Annotated in this window: 15 protein-coding genes and 1 other RNA gene; 6 read left to right on the top strand and 10 right to left on the bottom strand. The window is 50.1% G+C overall.

Translation table 11 applies throughout. The features are described 5' to 3' along the window. Positions 1–57: 57 nt before the first annotated feature. Positions 58–1,755 (top strand): gamma-glutamyltransferase, encoded by a 1,698-nt coding sequence (ggt, locus tag M4J38_RS00885; RefSeq protein WP_251757641.1) that lies wholly within the window; start codon positions 58–60, stop codon positions 1,753–1,755. On the opposite strand, the gene M4J38_RS00880 is transcribed toward ggt, so the two are convergent. After that, entirely contained in the window at positions 1,756–2,604 is an 849-nt protein-coding gene (locus M4J38_RS00880; RefSeq protein ID WP_251757640.1) for an alpha/beta hydrolase, read from the bottom strand. It lies immediately after the preceding gene. A gap of 17 nt (positions 2,605–2,621) precedes the next feature. On the opposite strand from M4J38_RS00880, the gene M4J38_RS00875 reads away from it, so the two are divergent. After that, on the top strand, positions 2,622–3,380 hold the full coding sequence (locus M4J38_RS00875) for a Rossmann-like and DUF2520 domain-containing protein (protein WP_251757639.1): 759 nt from the start codon (positions 2,622–2,624) through the stop codon (positions 3,378–3,380). Positions 3,381–3,417: 37 nt separating this feature from the next. On the opposite strand, the gene hisB is transcribed toward M4J38_RS00875, so the two are convergent. From hisB to hisG, 4 genes are all read right to left on the bottom strand, one after another. Beyond that, complete coding sequence (gene hisB, locus M4J38_RS00870) at positions 3,418–4,557, bottom strand: bifunctional histidinol-phosphatase/imidazoleglycerol-phosphate dehydratase HisB (protein WP_251757638.1); 1,140 nt, start codon at positions 4,555–4,557, stop codon at positions 3,418–3,420. Between the two features lie 122 nt (positions 4,558–4,679). Continuing rightward, on the bottom strand, positions 4,680–5,729 hold the full coding sequence (hisC, locus tag M4J38_RS00865; RefSeq protein WP_251757637.1) for a histidinol-phosphate transaminase: 1,050 nt from the start codon (positions 5,727–5,729) through the stop codon (positions 4,680–4,682). 23 nt (positions 5,730–5,752) lie between these two features. Further along, positions 5,753–7,027 carry a histidinol dehydrogenase gene (hisD, locus tag M4J38_RS00860; protein WP_251757636.1) on the bottom strand — a complete coding sequence of 425 codons (1,275 nt, stop codon included), beginning with the start codon at positions 7,025–7,027 and terminating at the stop codon, positions 5,753–5,755. Between the two features lie 9 nt (positions 7,028–7,036). Further along, positions 7,037–7,891 (bottom strand): ATP phosphoribosyltransferase, encoded by an 855-nt coding sequence (gene hisG, locus M4J38_RS00855; RefSeq protein ID WP_251757635.1) that lies wholly within the window; start codon positions 7,889–7,891, stop codon positions 7,037–7,039. Positions 7,892–8,136: 245 nt separating this feature from the next. Here hisG and M4J38_RS00850 point away from each other — a divergent pair, with 245 nt between their 5' ends. Together M4J38_RS00850 and M4J38_RS00845 are read left to right on the top strand one after the other, a co-directional pair. Continuing rightward, entirely contained in the window at positions 8,137–10,551 is a 2,415-nt protein-coding gene (locus tag M4J38_RS00850; RefSeq protein WP_251757634.1) for a S9 family peptidase, read from the top strand. 13 nt (positions 10,552–10,564) lie between these two features. Then, complete coding sequence (locus M4J38_RS00845) at positions 10,565–11,020, top strand: hypothetical protein (RefSeq protein ID WP_251757633.1); 456 nt, start codon at positions 10,565–10,567, stop codon at positions 11,018–11,020. Between the two features lie 137 nt (positions 11,021–11,157). Here M4J38_RS00845 and fsa read toward each other — a convergent pair whose 3' ends face one another. The 3 genes from fsa to M4J38_RS00830 all read right to left on the bottom strand — a co-directional run bounded on the left by fsa (position 11,158) and on the right by M4J38_RS00830 (position 13,334). Further along, positions 11,158–11,811: a fructose-6-phosphate aldolase gene (gene fsa, locus M4J38_RS00840; protein ID WP_251757632.1), complete on the bottom strand. Its 654-nt coding sequence runs from the start codon at positions 11,809–11,811 to the stop codon at positions 11,158–11,160. 86 nt (positions 11,812–11,897) lie between these two features. Further along, an RNA gene (ffs, locus tag M4J38_RS00835) (signal recognition particle sRNA small type) lies at positions 11,898–11,996 on the bottom strand. 54 nt (positions 11,997–12,050) lie between these two features. Beyond that, the gene (locus M4J38_RS00830; RefSeq protein WP_251757631.1) at positions 12,051–13,334 is read right to left on the bottom strand and encodes a DUF5103 domain-containing protein; all 1,284 of its coding nucleotides are present in this window, start codon (positions 13,332–13,334) and stop codon (positions 12,051–12,053) included. Positions 13,335–13,411: 77 nt separating this feature from the next. Here M4J38_RS00830 and M4J38_RS00825 point away from each other — a divergent pair, with 77 nt between their 5' ends. Continuing rightward, on the top strand, positions 13,412–14,650 hold the full coding sequence (locus tag M4J38_RS00825; RefSeq protein ID WP_251757630.1) for an ABC transporter permease: 1,239 nt from the start codon (positions 13,412–13,414) through the stop codon (positions 14,648–14,650). A 218-nt stretch (positions 14,651–14,868) separates the two neighbouring features. Here M4J38_RS00825 and M4J38_RS00820 read toward each other — a convergent pair whose 3' ends face one another. Beyond that, on the bottom strand, positions 14,869–15,597 hold the full coding sequence (locus M4J38_RS00820) for an RNA methyltransferase (RefSeq protein WP_251757629.1): 729 nt from the start codon (positions 15,595–15,597) through the stop codon (positions 14,869–14,871). Positions 15,598–15,785: 188 nt separating this feature from the next. On the opposite strand from M4J38_RS00820, the gene M4J38_RS00815 reads away from it, so the two are divergent. Continuing rightward, positions 15,786–18,062, top strand: a complete 2,277-nt coding sequence (locus M4J38_RS00815; protein ID WP_251757628.1) for a BamA/TamA family outer membrane protein — start codon at positions 15,786–15,788, stop codon at positions 18,060–18,062. Here the strand turns inward: M4J38_RS00815 and truB are convergent. Continuing rightward, positions 18,050–18,751 (bottom strand): tRNA pseudouridine(55) synthase TruB, encoded by a 702-nt coding sequence (gene truB / locus M4J38_RS00810; protein WP_251757627.1) that lies wholly within the window; start codon positions 18,749–18,751, stop codon positions 18,050–18,052. The two genes, M4J38_RS00815 and truB, sit on opposite strands and share 13 nt — an antisense overlap. Position 18,752: the final 1 nt, after the last annotated feature.

Below are 18,752 nucleotides of genomic sequence, written 5' to 3'. Positions count from 1 at the left end.
GATCTTTACAGGCATGAAAATAAGCAAACCCATTTGAAGCGCAACACAACGATGAGGATGAACAACAGAATAATTATTTTACTGGCAACACTGGTGATGGCGGGCAATGCCTGTAAAACCAGCAGGATCATCAATCCATTTGACTATTCCATACTTAAAACCTCCGTTTACACACGGGGCGCGGTTTCTTCCGCCCATCCCCTGGCCAGCGAGGCGGGCATGAACATCCTGAAGCAGGGCGGCAACGCCGTAGATGCCGCGATTGCCGTACAATTGGCACTCGCCGTAGTTTATCCTGAAGCCGGTAATATTGGTGGTGGCGGTTTTATGGTGGCACAACTTTCCAACGGGCAATCACTCGCAATCGATTTCCGTGAAACCGCTCCGGCAGCCGCAGGAAAAGATATGTACCTTGACAAGGATGGACAGGCGCAAACGAATTTAAGTCAGCAGGGACACCTTGCCGCTGGCATCCCTGGCACCATAGCCGGACTGTTCACCGCACACGCACATGCGAAGCTTCCCTTCAAAAAGCTCATCGCGCCCGCCATATTACTCGCAGAAAAAGGATTCGCCATCACCGAGGCAGCCGCCCGCGGTTTGAACAACCACAAGGAACGTTTTTCCAGGAACAACAGCGTGCTGCCTGTTTTCGTAAAAGAAACACCCTGGAAAAAAGGCGATACACTTATCCAAAAGGACCTGGCGGAAACCTTAAAACGCATCCGAGACAATGGCATGGCCGGTTTTTATGAAGGCAAAACCGCCGCGCTGATCGCAGCAGAAATGCAAAGAGGGAAAGGCATCATTACGGAAAAGGACCTCCGCGATTACCGCGCGGTAAAAAGAACGCCCGCCCGTTTTGACTATAAAGGAAATACCATACTCACCATGCCGCTCCCTTCTTCCGGAGGCGTGTTGTTGCCGCAAATGATGAAGATGGCGGAACTTTTTCCCCTGAAACAATACGGGTTTCATTCCGTACGCGCCATCCATACGATGACTGAAATCGAAAGGCTCGCTTATGCAGACCGGGCGCAATTCCTCGGCGATGCTGATTTTTATCCCGTTCCCGTAGCAGCACTTACCGCCGATAGCTATATCCGCAAAAGAGTAGCCCTCTTCTCCGAAGATAAAGCAGGGAACAGCACGGCTACCGGGCACGGCATTCCCGTTGAAAAAGAAGAAACCACCCACCTTAGTGTGCTCGACAACGAAGGAAACGCCGTTGCCGTGACCACCACCCTGAACGGCAGTTACGGCTCCGGAACAATGGTGGCCGGAGCAGGCTTCTTGCTCAACAACGAAATGGACGACTTCAGCATCAAACCCGGCGTTCCCAATATGTATGGCGCCGTAGGCGCTGAAGCCAACGCTATCGCCCCGGGCAAACGTATGCTGAGCAGTATGACGCCCACCATCGTACTCAAAAATAACCGCCCATTTATTGTAACAGGTACCCCCGGCGGAACCACCATCACCACTTCCGTATTCCAGACATTACTTAACCTCCTCGAATTTGAACTTTCACCCGAAGATGCGGTGAACGCCCCTAAGTTCCACCACCAGTGGCTGCCCGATGAAATACAAATTGAACCAGGTTTCCCGGACACTGTACTGAATAAATTAAAAATGATGGGACACCGTTTCCAGCCGAAAAAAGCCATCGGCAGAACCGAGCTCATCGTATGGAAAGACGGAAAAATCACCGCGGTAGCCGATAAACGCGGGGATGACGCCGTGGCTGGATGGTAATCATCCTTCAGTAAGGAATGCGATCACGGCCTTTTTCACTTTGTTCTCCCGGTAAATCTGCCGGTGCCCCCATCCTTTCGTGACCATAAAACGGATGTTGGATTGCTCCGTTTCCATTACGGGTATTACATCTGCAAAAGGCGTAACGGTATCGTCTTCATCGTGAATCCATAAAATAGGAGCTGAAATATTTTTCACGGCACGCGACACCGAGTACCAGGCTATTTCTTTTCCGCCCGCGCGTTCAATTTCAGCATAAAAATATTTCGTAATAGCAGGAGACAGCTGGAGAAAATCAACAAAACTTTTCACGGCAGCGGTAACTTCCGTTGCCGGTGCGATCCATACGATTCTTTCCACGGACGATGTTCCTTTTTCCAGCCATAAAGCGGTCGCCTGACCCGCAAAAGAATGCGCAAGGATGCCGTGTATAGATCCGTACCGTTGAGCTGCTTCTTCTAAAAAAGCCGCATACTGCAATACGTTCACCCTTTTTCCGGAGGATGTACCATGGGCCGGCGCATCGAAAGCCACCACACCATATCCCGCTTTCACGAGCGGCATCACATAGCGGTCGAAATTGTAACTGGTGGATTCAAATCCATGCGCGATCAGCACCTTCTTTTCCGCGGCACCATTCCAGACAAAACCTTTCACCACATAGTTTTGAAAATGAAAACCCACCTGTTCCGCCTTCCCGAATACGTCGGGACGTTTCTTTTTTGCTTTCCGGAACGGCGTACAAAAAAGCCGGAATGCCATTTTACCTGCATAGGCGGGACGTACAACACCCACCAGGTGGAGCCTTGCACGTATCAGGCCTATTGCCAGTTTTTGTCCTAATTTCATGGCCGTAAATATACACTATGAAGGTTGTTATTATTGGCACGGGGAACGTAGGCACGGTGTTGGGCAGGAAGATCAGCGCAGCGGGTCACGACATTATTGCAGTAGCGGGCAGAAACAGGGAAGCCACGGATGCGCTGGCCACTGAATTACAGGCAAAGCCAGTGTATACGTTTGATAACCTGGCCACAGAAGCGGAACTTTACCTGATCGCGGTATCCGACACGGCTTTGTACGAACTGCCTAAACAACTCCCCGCGCTCGGGGGCATTATCGCGCATACCGCCGGTTCCGTTCCCATGCAGGTACTCTCCACATTGAACAGACCGCATGGCATTGTTTATCCGTTGCAAAGTCTGCGGAAGGAAATGGTTGTGCTGCCCGATATCCCTTTATTGATCGACGCTTCAGATGAAACCACGGCAGGAATACTGGTTGATTTCGCGCAAACACTTTCTCCCCAGGTGGAACGCGCCAACGATACCCAACGCACGCAACTTCACCTCGGAGCGGTATTGGTGAGCAATTTCACCAATCACCTGTATGCGCTGGCTAAAAAGTATTGCACCAGAAATGGTATTGAGTTCTCACTGCTTCAACCCCTGATTGAAGAAACCGCTACGAGACTAAGACAATATGCGCCTGAAGCTGTACAAACCGGGCCCGCAGCAAGAAAGGACCTTATCACCATACAAAAACACCGGCAACTGATTGAACAGGAGCCGGCGCTTTTGAAAGTCTATGACACGCTGAATGAAAGTATTTTGAATTTTAAATGATGAATGTTAGATACCCCTTCAATTCATCATTCAAAATTTACAACACCCCTTTCGTACTGGGCAGGAAATTACTCATCGGGTCTCTTCTTACCGCCATGCGGATCGCTTTCGCGAAGGCTTTGAAGATGGCTTCTATTTTGTGGTGTTCATTTTCACCTCGGCAATAAATATTCAAATTGCATTTGGCCGCGTCGCTGAAGGATTTAAAGAAATGGAAGAACATTTCGGTGGGCATCTCTCCTATCTTTTCCCGTTTGAATTCGGCATCCCACACGATCCAGTTCCTTCCGCCGAAATCGATGAGCACCTTTGCTTCGACTTCATCCATGGGCAGGGCGAATCCGTAGCGTTCCATGCCGCGTTTATCGGATAATCCTTTCGCGAAGGCTTCCCCCAGGGCGATACCGGTATCTTCTATGGTATGGTGTTCATCGATATGAAGATCGCCTTTGGTTTCGATCACCAGGTCCATCTTTCCATGACGGGCGATCTGGTCGAGCATATGGTCGAAGAAGCCGAGTCCGGTTGCTATTTTCGCTTTCCCGGTGCCATCCAGGTTCAGCTCTACATGAATCTGCGTTTCACTCGTATTGCGGTCGTGTGTTACCACGCGGTTGCCTAGTTTCAGAAAGCGGTATATTTCACTCCAATCGAGCGTGGAAAGCGCGATAGTTCCTTCCAGCGCCTGCACGGTATCGCTGATTTCCGCGCCACCCAATGCGGGATCGGCATTGAGCCAGATGGCTTTGCAGCCCATATTTTTTGCCAGCTGAACATCGGTGATGCGGTCGCCGATCACGAAGGAATTCTCGATATCATACGCCGGGTTGTTGAGGTACTTCGTCACCATTCCTGTTCCTGGTTTGCGGGTAGGGGCGTTTTCATGGGGGAATGTTTTATCGATCAGCACTTCAGCGAAGTGAACGCCTTCGTTTTCGAAGCTTTTCATCACGAAATTGTGGAGCGGCCAGAAAGTATCTTCCGGAAAGGTTTCCGTTCCCAGACCATCCTGGTTGGTGATCATGACCAGTTCGTAGTCGAGTTCCTGCGCGATTTTGGTCATGAATTCAAAAACATGCGGGTAGAAAGTGAGTTTATCGAAGGAGTCGAGCTGGTAGGTGGGCGGGGCTTCGTTGATGAGGGTGCCGTCTCTGTCGATGAGGAGAAGTTTTTTCATTGTTGTTGTTTTTTGCTCGCGGCGGCGCGGCACTTATGAGTATTATCTGCTTCCAACGTTGCGTCGTAGCGCCGTTGCGTGCAATAATTTTCTCGCAACGGCGCTACGACGCAACGGGAGGATTATGGCGTGAAATCTTTCAATGCCGAAATGAGTTTGTTGTTTTCAACTTCCGTTCCTACGGTGATGCGGAGGCAACCTTCGCAGAGGGTTACTTTACTGCGGTCGCGGACCACGATGCCTTTTTCGAGGAGGAAGTTATATACTTTGTTGGCGTCGGGCATTTGCACGAGGAGGAAGTTGGCATCGGAAGGATGGATTTTTTGTACCAGTTCCACCTCGGAAAGGGCTTTGGCGAGTTGGTTCCGCTGATCTACTAAAATGCGGATCATATCGTTCACCATGCCTACTTCTTCCAGCGCTTTCAATACCAGTTCCTGGGTGGCTTCGCTGATGTTGTAGGGCGGTTTTACTTTATTGTAGATGTTGATGATGCTTTCTCCGGCGAAGGCCATACCGAGACGCAAGCCAGCTAACCCCCAGGCTTTGGAGAGGGTTTGGAGTACAACAAGATTAGGGTATTCTTCAAGTTCCTGCACGAAAGAACGGTGACGGGAGAAATTGATATAGGCTTCGTCCACCACTACCAGCCCGGCAAAGTTGTTGAGTACCAGTTCAACATCTTCGCGGTTCAAAGAATTGCCCGTAGGATTGTTGGGAGAACAGAGCCAGATGATTTTCGTGTGTTCATCAACGGCATCTTCGATGCCTTCCAGGTTCAGTTGATAGGCCGGGGTGAGCGGCACTTTCCTAATTGCTACGTCGTTAATGTTGGCGCTTACTTCATACATGCCGTAAGTAGGCGGGCAGATGATAATATTGTCTTTGCCGGGATCACAGAAAGCGCGGTAGAGGATATCGATGCATTCATCGCTACCATTGCCGAGAAAGATATTCTCCGGACGTACGCCTTTGATGGCGCTGAGTTTTTCTTTCACTTTCCATTGCAGCGGGTCGGGGTAACGGTTGTACCATTTGGTAAGCGGGGAACCCAGGCTGTTTTCGTTGGCATCAAGATAAACGGACGCCTCTCCTTTGAATTCATCTCTTGCAGAGGAATATGGCGTGAGCTTTTTTATATTGTCCCGTAGCAGGTTATTCAGATCGAACATGGGAGAAATTTCAAAATTTATAATTAATTATTGATTCTCACTTTAACGGCGTTCGCGTGCGCATCAAGTCCTTCGGCTTCGGCCATGGTGGTCACGGTACCGGCTATGCGGTGAAGTCCTTCCCTGGAGAGTTGCTGAAAAGTGATTTTCTTTACAAAACTATCGAGGCTCACGCCGCTGTAAGCGGTGGCGTATCCGTTTGTTGGAAGGGTATGGTTGGTGCCTGAAGCATAATCGCCGGCACTTTCAGGAGAATAATGCCCCACGAATACCGATCCCGCGTTCACGACCATACTGGAAAGTTCGGCCGCCTGATCGGTAGCGAGTATGAGGTGTTCGGGCGCATATTCATTCAACAGTTCCATGGCTTCGGTGGCTGAACCCAATACAACGGCCCTGCTGTTTTCCAACGCTTTTGTAGCGATGGAGCCGCGGGAAAGCGCTGCCAGCTGCTCTTTCAACGCTTTGTTCACGGATTCTACTGTATTGATGTCTGTGGTAACGAGCAATACCTGGCTATCGGGACCATGTTCCGCCTGGGAAAGCAGATCGGCGGCCACGAAAGCCGGATTGGCCGAGGCATCTGCGAAAACGGCCACTTCGCTCGGGCCAGCGGGCATATCGATCGCGATATCGGATTGCTGTACCAGTTGCTTGGCGCAGGTTACGAACTGGTTGCCCGGACCGAATATCTTATACACTTTAGGCACGCTGGCCGTTCCATAGGCCATGGCGCCGATGGCCTGTACACCACCCGCTTTGAATATTTTAGTGATGCCCGCGGTTTTGGCCGCATAAAGAATGGCGGGGTGCACCAACCCATCTTTGCCCGGAGGCGTACAAAGGACGATCTCCCTGCAACCCGCCATGGAAGCGGGAATGCCTAACATCAGGACCGTCGAGAATAGTGGCGCTGAGCCACCTGGAATATATAGTCCAACCTTTTCAATGCCTACAGCTTTTCGCCAGCATACCACGCCGGGCATGGTCTCCACTTTTTCAGGCGCCTGTATTTGTTGCGCATGGAACAATTTAATATTGGCCGCAGCCTGGCTGATGGCAGCTTTCAAAGGTTCGGGAATCGTGTCCGCGGCGGCCCATTCTTCATCGGACAGGGCTGGTTGCGACAATGTAACCCCATCAAATGAAGCGGTGTACTTCAGCAAAGCAGCATCTCCGTTCTGACGGATATCATTCAGGATGGCCGACACTTTTTCTTCCAATGCCACGGCATTCATAGCTGGTCGGCTGATGATTCCGGGCCAGGATTCACGGGTGGGTTGAATATAAACCTGCATAACTTGGGTTTAAACGATCATTTTTTCGATGGGTACCACGAGGATGCCCTGTGCTCCGGCATCTTTCAGTTTTTCGATGATGTCCCAGAATTCATTTTCACTGAGCACACTATGCACGGAACTCCAGCCGGATTCAGCAAGCGGTAACACGGTCGGGCTCTTCATGCCGGGCAACAGCCCGATGATTTCCTGCAAACGGTCGTTGGGCGCGTTCAACAGTACATATTTGTTGTTCTTGGCTTTTTTTACGGAACGGATGCGGAAAAGCAGCTTTTCAAGAATGGCCAGTTTTTCCGGGGCCAGTTCATTGTTGCGGATCAGTACCGCCTGTGATTTCAATACAGTGTCTACTTCTTTTAATCCGTTCATGAACAAGGTGGAGCCGCTGCTTACCAGGTCAACGATGGCGTCTGCCAGGCCAATACCCGGCGCAATTTCCACGGAACCGCTGATCTCGTGTATTTCCGCGGTCACACCTCTTGCTTTCAGGAAATCCTCCAGGATCACCGGGTAAGAAGTGGCGATTCTTTTACCCTGAAGGTATTCCACCCCTGTATACTGTTCGTTCCTGCTAACGGCAACAGACAACCTACATTTTCCGAAGCCCAGTTGTTCTACTTCGGTTACTTTTTTCTGCTTCTCAAAAACCACGTTCTCTCCCACGATCCCGATATCGGCAACGGCATCTTCCACATACTGCGGGATATCATCATCGCGGAGGAAATAAATTTCCAGCGGGAAATTATCTGATTCCGTTTTCAACTTGTTCATCCCGTTCTTAACGTCTATGCCACAGTCTTTAAGCAGTTTTACCGAATCATCGTGCAGCCTGCCGGATTTCTGGATCGCGATCTTGAGTTTCATGTTTAATGTTGTTGTGAACGCCTGTAAAACAAAATGGGCCTACCTTCCGGTAAGCCCATTGCAGTATGTTTGTACACATAGCACCACCGGCCTACCCCTGGGGCAAGTTATGATGATGATGTTTATGTGTAAAGGTATTCATGTGTTAAATCGCGGCAAAAATAAAGCAGTCCTTCTTTCCTGCCAAAAAATATTCTGCCCGGTTGTTGTTAATTTTAGGAGATCAAACGAATAACACCTGAAACATGCTGAAAACTTTTCAACTGAGCTTGCTGCTGCTGGCATTCAACTTCACCTTTGCCCAAGATAAGGATACTTACCAGGAACCCCCGCAGGCCATCAAAGAGATCGTGCTGGCGCGTCCCGCCCCACAGGCGAATATTACACAAAAAGCAGACTGGGTGCTGCTGATGGAAAGGAACGAGTTCCTTACCGTAGAAGAACTGGCCCAGCCGGAACTGCGTATTGCAGGCATGCGTTGGAACCCGAAAAATGCCGGTCCCAGCCGGAGTTCCGGTTTAGGCGCTATTTATTTGCAGGAAGTAGCAAGTGGAAAGAAATATGAAATAGCCGGTCTGCCTGAAAACCTCCGTGCGTATGATGTTTCCTGGAATCAGGATGAATCCGCTTTTGCATTCCTGAACAGCACAACGAACGGACAGGATCTTTATAAAGTAGCACTGACCGATAAAAAAGCAGTTAAAATAAACAGCCGTCCCGTCAATGCTGTAATGGGAAATGCTTATTCCTGGGCGGGAAAAGATGCGCTGGTGTACAAAACAATACCTGCCGGGGCCGGCGAAATGCCTTCCGCTCCCAATGCGCCCGCCGGTCCGGTGATTCAGGAAAGCGCCGGTAAAACAGGGGCTTCCCGCACCTACCAGGACCTGATCAAAAACCCCTACGATGAAGCCCTTTTCAGCTATTTCGGTACCGTTCAACTGGTTCACCACGATGGCAGTGCTGAAAAGAATATTGGCAATCCGTTATTGCTGAGGAGCTTCTCCCTTTCTCCCGATAAAAAATTCCTGCTGATCACTACGATCCGGCAACCTTTCTCCTACCTCGTTCCTGCTTCCGGGTTCCCACACACCGTGAGCATCTGGAACATGGAGGGAAAAGAAATCAGCACCATCGCGCAGAACCCCTCTTCCGAAGGGGCACCCATTGGCTTCGACGATGTAGCCGATTTTCCCCGGAACTTTTCCTGGAGAAGCGATAAGCCAGCTGAACTGGTATATGTGAAGGCACTCGATAAAGGGCTGGGCAAATCCCCCGCTGCTTACCGGGATGCCGTTTATACAATAGACGTGGCCAATAACGGGCAGCCCAAAGAACTGGTTCGTACCAAACTGAGGTTTGCTGGCATCACCTGGGGCAACGACCAACTCGCGTTGCTCAACGAAAGGTATTCCACTACCCGAACCATAAGGATGAACAAACTCAACCCTTCCTCCGGAAAACTGGACTCGGTTTACCAACGCAGAATGGATGATTCCTACGCCGATATCGGTTCTCCCCTCACCGTTCCCAATGCTTATGGGCGCGACGTGCTGCTTGTTTTAAAGAACGGAAACCTCATCCTCCGCTCCCAGGGTGCGTCTCCGGATGGTGATCTCCCATTCATCAGCGCATTCAATGTAAACACTGGTAAAAGCAAGCAGCTCTGGCGCTGCCAGGCTCCTTTCTATGAAAATGTGGTTGCCGCGGTAGATGCAGAAAAAGGCTTGTACCTCACTGTGCGGGAAAGCCAGCAGGATGTGCCGAATTATTATATTCGCGACCTCCGGAAGAAGTCTCTGATGGGAAAGCCGATCACTTTTTTCACCAATCCCTACCCGATGCTGGAAGGCATCAGCAAAGAAAAGATCAGTTACAAACGGAAAGATGGCATCGACCTTACCGGGGACCTGTACCTGCCGAAAGGCTACCGCCCGGGCATTGACGCACCACTGCCCACCATCATCTGGGCCTATCCCCGGGAATACAAATCGGCCAGCGATGCGGCCCAGGTTCGTGGCTCCCGGTATACTTTCACCCGCATCGGCTATGGTTCCCCGGTATACTGGGCCACCCAGGGATTCGCGGTACTCGACAATGCCGAAATGCCCATCGTAGGCGAAAAAGGGAAAGAACCCAACGATAATTTCGTGGAGCAGTTGCAACTGAACGCGGAAGCAGCCATTGGTAAACTGGCTGAAATGAAAGTAGGCGACCCGCAGCGTATGGCAGTGGGTGGACATTCCTACGGCGCCTTTATGACGGCAAATCTGCTTGCGCATACGAACCTGTTTAAAGCAGGCATCGCCCGCAGCGGCGCTTACAACAGAACCCTTACGCCATTTGGGTTTCAGAACGAAGAACGTACTTACTGGGAAAATCCCGAAGTGTATTTCAGGATGTCGCCCTTCAGCTACGCCAACAAAATCAAGACCCCGATACTGATGATTCATGGAGAAGCCGACAACAATCCCGGAACTTTCCCCATCCAGAGTGAACGGCTTTTCAACGCCATTAAGGGCCATGGCGGAACGGCACGTCTCGTGTTCCTGCCGTATGAAAGTCATGGCTACTCGGCCAGGGAAAACATTCTCCACATGCTCTGGGAGCAGGACCAATGGCTGAAAAAACATTTATTGCAAAACAAGCAACCATTTTAAAAAACCGTTCATCTTGCTAACATTGCGTACCTTCCGTACATATCACCCTGTTTTTCCCAGCCTCACCGTAACGTTGGTCTTTACCCTATGTTCTCTTTTTACCTCGGCCCAACAGGTGGACAGTATTTATTTCCACCCGTATACCGACAGCCTCAAAAAAGGCACGTACAACTACATTAATGTGGATGGACTGCTGAAGAATGGCCGTTATATCCCCCTCGATTCCACACATGTAGAATTTACCGCCACCCTCGGATTTTTCCGCGGCAACAGCCTGTGGGTACCACTGAACACCAGGGAAGAAAAGGTAACCATCACCGCCACGCTCAGGAAAGACAAACACCTGACCAAAAGTTTCACGATTTACGTGAAGCAATTGCCAGACAATGAGGTGCTGGAAACCAAGGAAGAGATACTGGAAAGGATGAAAAACGAAGGAAGAGATTCCAGGAAAAAGAAGAAAGGTTGAGAGAAAAAAACAACGGGCGCACCCTAAACGATGCGCCCGTTGTTTTTTATATAGTGTCTGAAAGCCAGTCTTGCAGGAGCAACATGCCATTTAATACAAAGGCTGAAGCTACTTCCGCTTGCTGCTTTCACTATGTTTTATGCGAACTTCTTAGCGTCCTCCAGGAACTGTGCCAGCCCGATATCTGTAAGTGGGTGTTTCAGCAAACCGAGGATGGAAGAGAGCGGGCAGGTACATACGTCTGCACCGGCTTCTGCGGCCTTCACAATATGGAGGGCGTTGCGGATGGAGGCGGCGAGGATTTCTGTTTTGAAGCCCTGCACCTGGTAGATATGAGAGATCTGTGCGATCAGTTCCATGCCATCCCAACTGCTGTCATCGATTCTTCCGATAAAGGGAGAAACATAGGTAGCTCCTGCTTTTGCGGCGAGGATGGCCTGTCCGGCAGAGAAGATCAGCGTACAGTTAGTACGGATCCCGTTATCGGTGAACCATTTGATGGCTTTGATGCCTTCCTGGATCATGGGCACTTTCACCACGATATTGGGGTGGATGGAAGCGAGTTTTTTTCCTTCGGCGATGATGCCTTCGAAATCGGTGGAAACCACTTCGGCGCTGATGTCGCCATCCACGATATCACAAATAGTTTTGTAGTGTTGCATAACAGCCTCTTCGCCGCTGATGCCCACTTTGGCCATCAGGGAAGGGTTGGTGGTCACACCGTCGAGGATACCGAGATCATTTGCTTCTTTGATCTGTTTCAGATCGGCGGTGTCAATGAAAAATTTCATGATTATAGATGTTTTGTTTTGACGAAAATACTGGATTGGGGAGGAACATCAAAATTGAAAACAGCGGAGGGAAGAGATAAAATAAAAAACGGCAAGTTACTTACATCGCACCGCTACAACCGCCTACCCTTGCTGCCTTCCGGCCCTGGGGGATTTAGCAGGAGCTGGTCGTATAAGACTTGCCGACTGCAAATATAGGCGTTTTATCCTGATCCCGAACAGGTTGGAAAAATTTTTGTTTACTGAACGCCAGTGCGTCCCTGCAAACTGTTTACCTTTTCGATGCCCACCAGTTCATCCACTCTTCCGCCGAAAGCACGGAAATACACCAGGATCGTATACACATTTTCAGTTTCCCAATTGTCACCTTCAGTGAGGGAAACATCGGGCGGAACATTTGGCTTTGATGGATCTTTCAGCACATATTCGTAATCGTAATAACCTTGTTTGAGGAACAGACTGGTTTCAAAGAAGCCGCTTTCTTCATTAAAAGTCATGCGGGCTCCCGGCGCTTTTCCATAATTGGTCAGTTCTCCGAACAGCAGCAATTCCTTCCCTCGGTACGCCTGAATGTTTTTGGGCACGTATTTAAAATGCACCGTGGCGTAATCGCCCTGCCAGAAAGGGTTCACCGACTCCATGGGTTCTATATAGTACATGCCGTTGTTGTCGCGGTAAAAAGCGCTGCGCAATTCTTTCCGTTCCGGATCGGGACGAAGGAAAAGCTCCGTTCCTCCGGGTTTATAACTGGCGTTGCTTACGCGGTCGCTCTGCAGGCGGAAACTTCTGAGGTCGAGCCAGCGCCATTCCCTTCCAGCGGGGAAAACCGCCTGTTGTTCCGTATTGTATTCCAGCACGTTCTGCCGAACGAAAGTGGGTACGAGATTGGTGACCGCATTGTCCCAGCGGTTGTTTTGCAAAATAAACACCTTCACCTGCTGGTTGGGCACGGAAGCCTGGAGGGAACCGATGTTTACAGAGAACTGAATCTTCTGGTGCGTTCTGAAAATACTCCCATTGAATGGTTGCTGAACCTGGGCGGCAATTTTCGCCAACGGCTGCACCACTAGAAACCGTTTGGTGAAAGCCAGTTTTGAAGTATCCCCATTCAGGTAAACTTTCAATATATAATTACCGGAGCGGGAAGGGATCATATTGCGGTCGGGCAATTCGGCCTGGTAATGCGTATACCTGGTGAGCGCAATGGAAGCATTCCTGTAGGTGCTGATCCTGGTTTGCGAGAAGCCTTTGATAAAATCCAGGCTGTTGAGCATGGCCGGTGTCCAGTCTGCATTACACAGTTGAAACGTATAATAATAATTTTTCACATCGGCATCGAGGTCATCGAAGTGCAGTTCCAACCTTTCGGAGCTGCCCAGGGTGAGGATGGGATAGCCTGTCTGGTTGCCGTAAGGATACAATTTAACTGAAGCGATATTGGGGAGAAAGGTGTTTTCTTCTATCGGTTGCGCGCGCAGCGTTCCTGCAAGGCAGATCAGCAATAAAACGGGTATAACTCTCATGAATCGGGATAAAGGAGATAAATATAGTTTGTTTGTATGAATTGCACTAAGTTTGAGCGGTACTAAAATCATGCCGTTTGCGGGTTGCAGGTTTTATAGCGCAGCGCATTGCGTTCAACAAACAGAAATCGTTTTCCAGGTTCATCATCCGGCTGGCCGTAGCCGCCACCACGGTGAGCGTGGCCGTTATGATCGTTACGTTAGCGATGGTGAACGGCTTCCAGGAAGTGGTGAGCCAGAAGGTATTCAGTTTCTGGGGTCATGTGCGCGTGCAGCATTTTGAACCCAGCAAGGTCACCATTGCAGAAGAATTACCCATCCAGCGCAACGATACCGTGTTGCGGACCCTTCAAAACAATCCCGCCATTGCCACCATTCAAACCTTCGGTACCCGCTACGCGATGCTGAAGAAGAAGAACAGTGAAAACATGGAAGGCGCATTGTTGAAAGGGGTGGAAAAAGAATACAACTTCAATACGCTGAACGGTTTCCTGAAAGAAGGACGCTGGATCCAATTCCAGGATTCCAGTTTCAGCAACGAAATCAATATTTCGGCTTACACAGCGAAACAACTGGATGTAAAGGTGGGCGACACGCTGATCCTTTTCTTCATCCAGGCCAACAGCACTACACCCCGTGCGCGTCCGCTGAAAATAGCGGGTATCTTTAAAACGGGCATCGAAGAATACGATAAATCCTACGCCATCGGCGACCTGAAGCTTATCCAGAAACTCAATGACTGGCAACCCGATGAAATCGGCGGCTACGAACTATTCCTCAAAGATTACGAGCAGATGGACTCCGTAAGCTATCAGATTTACGAAGAACTGCCCGCCGCCTGGAACAGCCGTACCATCCGGGAAATATACCCCAACATCTTCGACTGGCTAAACATCCAGAACATGAACAAAGGCGTGGTGATCACCATCATGATCGTGGTGGCCATCATCAACCTCATCACCTGCCTCATCATACTTGTGCTGGAACGTACACGTATGATCGGTATCCTGAAAGCGGTCGGGATGCCCGACTGGTCGATCCGTACCATATTCCTTTACCATGCTTCAATGATCACCGGACTGGGCATTGTGCTGGGACTGGCCGTAGGGCTGGGCGTGTGTTTCCTGCAACAAAGCACGGGGATAATTTCATTGAATGAAGAAGCCTATTATATGGCCGTGGCCCCCATTAAGATTGTTTGGTGGCAGGTATTGGCGGTAGCGGCAGGTACGCTGGTGGTGTGTTTCGCCACGCTGGTGGTGCCTACGGTGGTGATCAGGATGATTAAGCCGGTGAAGGCGATACAATTCAGGTGAGTGGTACGCTATCTTTCATAATTTTACAGCAAAGGCTGAAAAATGATACCAGAATCCAACTTAAAAATATCATTGAAGAAGTTGTCATTGAGAGGGCAACGAATCATTGCACAGCAATCAGAAATTTCCTATGCACAGGCTTTAGCACAAGTACAACGGTTAAAAGAGATTTCGAAAGTAAATCAATTATCAAAAAAGAGCAGGCCGAATCCCTGAAACTAAATCCTCAGCCACCCCAGCAGTACCCCGGTTGCCATGGCAGCATTCAGCGATTCCGCCTTTCCGAAACGGGGTATCATGATCTCCTGGTCCACTTCTGTCCGAAGAGCATCGCTGATCCCCCGCGATTCGTTTCCGATCACGATCACCGCTTCATCAGGCACCTCCAGTTCGCGGATGTCTTTCCCTTCGAGTGTGGCAGCCCAAACGGGCACCATTCCCGCCTGATGGAGTAGTCCGGTCGTTTCCATTTCAAAACATTTGACCCTTAATATGCTGCCCATGGTAGACTGCACGACTTTGGGGTGAAAGAAATCGACAGAATCGGGCGTGGCTGCCACCTGCGTGATGCCGAACCAGTCGGCAAGCCGGATGATGGTGCCCATATTGCCCGGGTCCTGGATGGTTTCGAGGAAAAGGCTGATCTTGTTGCGGGGATCAAACGCCACAGCCGGCTGGGGTTTTCTCACCAGGGCCAGCACCTGGTTGGGTGTGGTGAGCTGCGAAATTTTTGCTAATTCTTCCGGCGTGATTTCCTCCAAGGAAGGCACAGCGGGATGCACTTCGCACCATTCCTTCAGGGCGTACACCGCTTCAATCGCCTGCGGCGCTTCTGCCATCATTTCTTCCACACACTTCGGACCTTCCACCAGGAACACTTCCGCACTGCGGCGAAATTTTTTCTGGCTTAAACTTTGGATATATTTGACCCTGGATTTAGATAACATGAACGTTCAGTGATTTTGCGACAATTTTTTCTTCAATATATATGACCCATCCCTGCAGTGGCCCAAATATCCGCTTTTTTACAGTTACGATTTGCGCACTGCTGCTGCTTCACGCATGTACGGTCCCGAAAAGGTTCCAGCGGGGGACGCCTTTCGTTTTCAAAAATACGATAACCGTTGAGGGCGATATGCCCGCCACAGAAAAAAAAGCACTGGAAATAAGGTTACAAGGGCAACTGGACGACAGTTTGCGGCTCCGGACCAAGTCTTACGCCGGCCTTTACAGGGAACTGGTGGCACCCCCGGCTTACGATTCCGCCAATGCCGCCCGCAGCAAGGTTTTCATGAATGCCCTGTTGGAGACGGAAGGATTTTTCCGTTCATCCGTGAGCGATAGCGTTTTTATGGATGAATACCCGAGCAACTTCTCCGAAAGGCTGAGTTATACTTTCTCTTATTTCTTCTCCGGGAAAAAATACCGCGGCCCTCAAACCCGCGCACACCTCTTTTTTACGGCGAAAGTGGGTCCCCCACTGCTGATTGATACCCTCCGGTACGCACTTTCCGATAGCATGTTACAGGCATTGGCACTCAATCCCCGCGCGCTCAGGAATTCCACCATCACCGCTACCACTCCCCTGCTTAAAAAAGGAGATCGCTTCCGGCAGGCGGATGTGGCCCGTGAACTGGAAAGGCTGGGCGATGTTTTCAAAAATAACGGGTACTTCAAATTCATCGCGGACGATCTTTATGCTGAAGCGGATACGGTTGATTTGTCGCTGATCACCATAGATAACGATCCTTTCGACCAGCTGTCTCTGCTGGAGGAAGCACAGAAAAGAAAGGAGAAACCCACGGTGAAAGTGACCATCAAAAAACGGCCCGTCACAGATTCCACGAAACTCCTGCAACATTATATCGGCAACGTGCGCATTTTCCCTGAACTGGAACTGGCCGACACCTCCGGCGCTTCGCGCTTTAAACGGATGGAACACCGGGGATTTGAAATTTATTACGATAAGAACAAATACAAACCGGGGTTTCTTACCCGGCAGTCAAGACTGGAAAAAGACAGCCTTTTCCGACAGATCGATTATGTGCGTACCGTAAACGCCTACAACCAGCTTGGGGTATGGCAACAGGTTACGGTGGAAGCCACGGGCATCAGGAACGACACGGTTCCGAAAGTGGATTTCGATATCCGCCTATCCCCTTCTATGAAACAAAGTCTGATTTTCGAACTGGAAGGAAGCCGCAACACCGGCAGCGACGCCTTTGCCACCGGTAACCTGCTCGGGCTGGGCGCGAACATTGGTATCCGGAATAAAAATGTGGCACGGGAAGCCATTCAATCGAGTACGCAACTCCGGGGCGGAATTGAACTGAACCCATCGCGTGGAACGGCTTTTATCCTCACCAGGCAACTTTCACTGAGCCATAGTTATTCCATTCCAAAACTGCTGATCAAACTGCGTCCGCAAAATACCAGGCTCCGTTCCGAACGTACGATCATCAACGCTACCGCAGGTTACACAGAAAGGAAAGATTATTTCAACCTGGGAACCATCAACACTTCCATCGGTTTCGAATCGGCCCGCCGGAACAACGTGTTTTTCTTCAGCCCCTTTAATATTGAGTTGAATAGTCTGACAAGGAAACCCGGCCTCGACTCACTGATCAGGGCCAACCCCTTGCTGGCGTATAATTTCTCCGATGGGCTGATTATCGGAACCAAGTTCAGTTTCGTGAACTCTAAAACCAGGTCCAATAAGTTCAGGTACATAAAACTGGCAGTGGAGGAATCCGGTGGATTAACCGGTTTCCTCTTCAAAGGATTGTACAACGACCTGTTCCGTTTCGTGAAGCTGGATGCGGAATATGTGTATAAGATAGAACAACCAAAATCGCTCTGGGCTTTTCGTTTGATGGGAGGCTATGGTTACTCCTATGGCGAAAACAATGATAAGAATTTCACGTTGCCCTTCTTCCGTCAATTCTTCGCCGGAGGTCCCAACAGCATGAGGGCATGGACAGTACGTTCACTGGGTCCCGGTTCCGTGAATGATTCCGCTTTCAACGCGCAGCTTCCCGCAGGGCTTCGCCTGGGCGATATTCAACTGGAAGGCAATATCGAATACCGCTTCAACCTGGGCACATTAGGCGGCATTAAACTGAAAAGCGCCCTGTTCACCGATATCGGAAATGTGTGGTACCGTCCCGAAGTGTTAAAAGGTTCTGGCCTGAATGAACAGCTTCCGATAGAATTCAACCTGAGCAGACTGTACAAAGACCTCGCGGTGGCCGGTGGAACAAGTTTACGCCTTGATTTCGATTATTTCCTGATCCGGCTCGATTACGCGTTCAAACTGAAAAATCCGTTCTATTCCGACATCAACGACGGATGGTTCCATAAACTCAGTCTGAATTCCGGGCAATTACAACTGGGGATCAACTACCCGTTCTGATGTAAGGCCAGCAGGGCACGGGCATTTTTATCGAACTCCTCCATCGTTACCGATTCATGTAGTGTGAAGGCTCCAATCCTGGTTCTGCACAAACTGCTCATGTATCCACCGCAACCAAGTTGCTGGCCAAAATCATGTGCCAAACTGCGGATATAGGTTCCCGTTGAGCATACCACCCTGAAATGCACCACGGGCATTTCGATGGCCGTGAGTTCAAATTCGCGGATGGTAACGGGCCGCGGCTCCACGATCACCTCCTCGCCTTTCCGTGCCAGTTCATACAACCGTTTCCCGTCTTTTTTGATGGCGGAATGCGCAGGTGGCACCTGCATGATATCGCCTATAAAAGGAAGAGTGGCTTCGCGAAGCTGTGTTTCAGTTATATGATCGAAGGGTTTAAAATCGACGGGTTCACTTTCCAGGTCATAGGTAGGGGTCACAGCGCCCAATGTAATGGTGCCGGTATATTCCTTTTCCTGCGCCATGAATTCGTTGATGCGTTTGGTAAATTTCCCGGTGCATACGATGAGTAATCCTGTGGCCAGCGGATCCAGTGTGCCGGCGTGTCCCACTTTTTTGATCCGGATGGTATTCCTGATCTTCCTTACCACATCGAATGAGGTCCACTCCAGTGGCTTGTTCACTAAAATCACCTGTCCGGCCTCAAAAGGATTCTGCGCTGCTTCCAAT

The sequence above is a fragment of the Parasegetibacter sp. NRK P23 genome (genome assembly GCF_023721715.1).
GTDB lineage: Bacteria > Bacteroidota > Bacteroidia > Chitinophagales > Chitinophagaceae > Parasegetibacter.
The sequence above is the reverse complement of the archived record's forward strand: the minus strand, read 5'-3'. Positions and strand labels throughout refer to the sequence as shown.

Excerpts from the sequence above, each read along its gene's own strand:
- ggt (WP_251757641.1), top strand. The coding sequence starts at position 58 with ATGAACAACAGAATAATTATTTTACTGGCAACACTGGTGATGGCGGGC.
- M4J38_RS00880 (WP_251757640.1), bottom strand. The coding sequence starts at position 2,604 with ATGAAATTAGGACAAAAACTGGCAATAGGCCTGATACGTGCAAGGCTC.
- M4J38_RS00875 (WP_251757639.1), top strand. The coding sequence starts at position 2,622 with ATGAAGGTTGTTATTATTGGCACGGGGAACGTAGGCACGGTGTTGGGC.
- hisB (WP_251757638.1), bottom strand. The coding sequence starts at position 4,557 with ATGAAAAAACTTCTCCTCATCGACAGAGACGGCACCCTCATCAACGAA.
- hisC (WP_251757637.1), bottom strand. The coding sequence starts at position 5,729 with ATGTTCGATCTGAATAACCTGCTACGGGACAATATAAAAAAGCTCACG.
- hisD (WP_251757636.1), bottom strand. The coding sequence starts at position 7,027 with ATGCAGGTTTATATTCAACCCACCCGTGAATCCTGGCCCGGAATCATC.
- hisG (WP_251757635.1), bottom strand. The coding sequence starts at position 7,891 with ATGAAACTCAAGATCGCGATCCAGAAATCCGGCAGGCTGCACGATGAT.
- M4J38_RS00850 (WP_251757634.1), top strand. The coding sequence starts at position 8,137 with ATGCTGAAAACTTTTCAACTGAGCTTGCTGCTGCTGGCATTCAACTTC.
- fsa (WP_251757632.1), bottom strand. The coding sequence starts at position 11,811 with ATGAAATTTTTCATTGACACCGCCGATCTGAAACAGATCAAAGAAGCA.
- M4J38_RS00830 (WP_251757631.1), bottom strand. The coding sequence starts at position 13,334 with ATGAGAGTTATACCCGTTTTATTGCTGATCTGCCTTGCAGGAACGCTG.
- M4J38_RS00820 (WP_251757629.1), bottom strand. The coding sequence starts at position 15,597 with ATGTTATCTAAATCCAGGGTCAAATATATCCAAAGTTTAAGCCAGAAA.
- M4J38_RS00815 (WP_251757628.1), top strand. The coding sequence starts at position 15,786 with ATGCCCGCCACAGAAAAAAAAGCACTGGAAATAAGGTTACAAGGGCAA.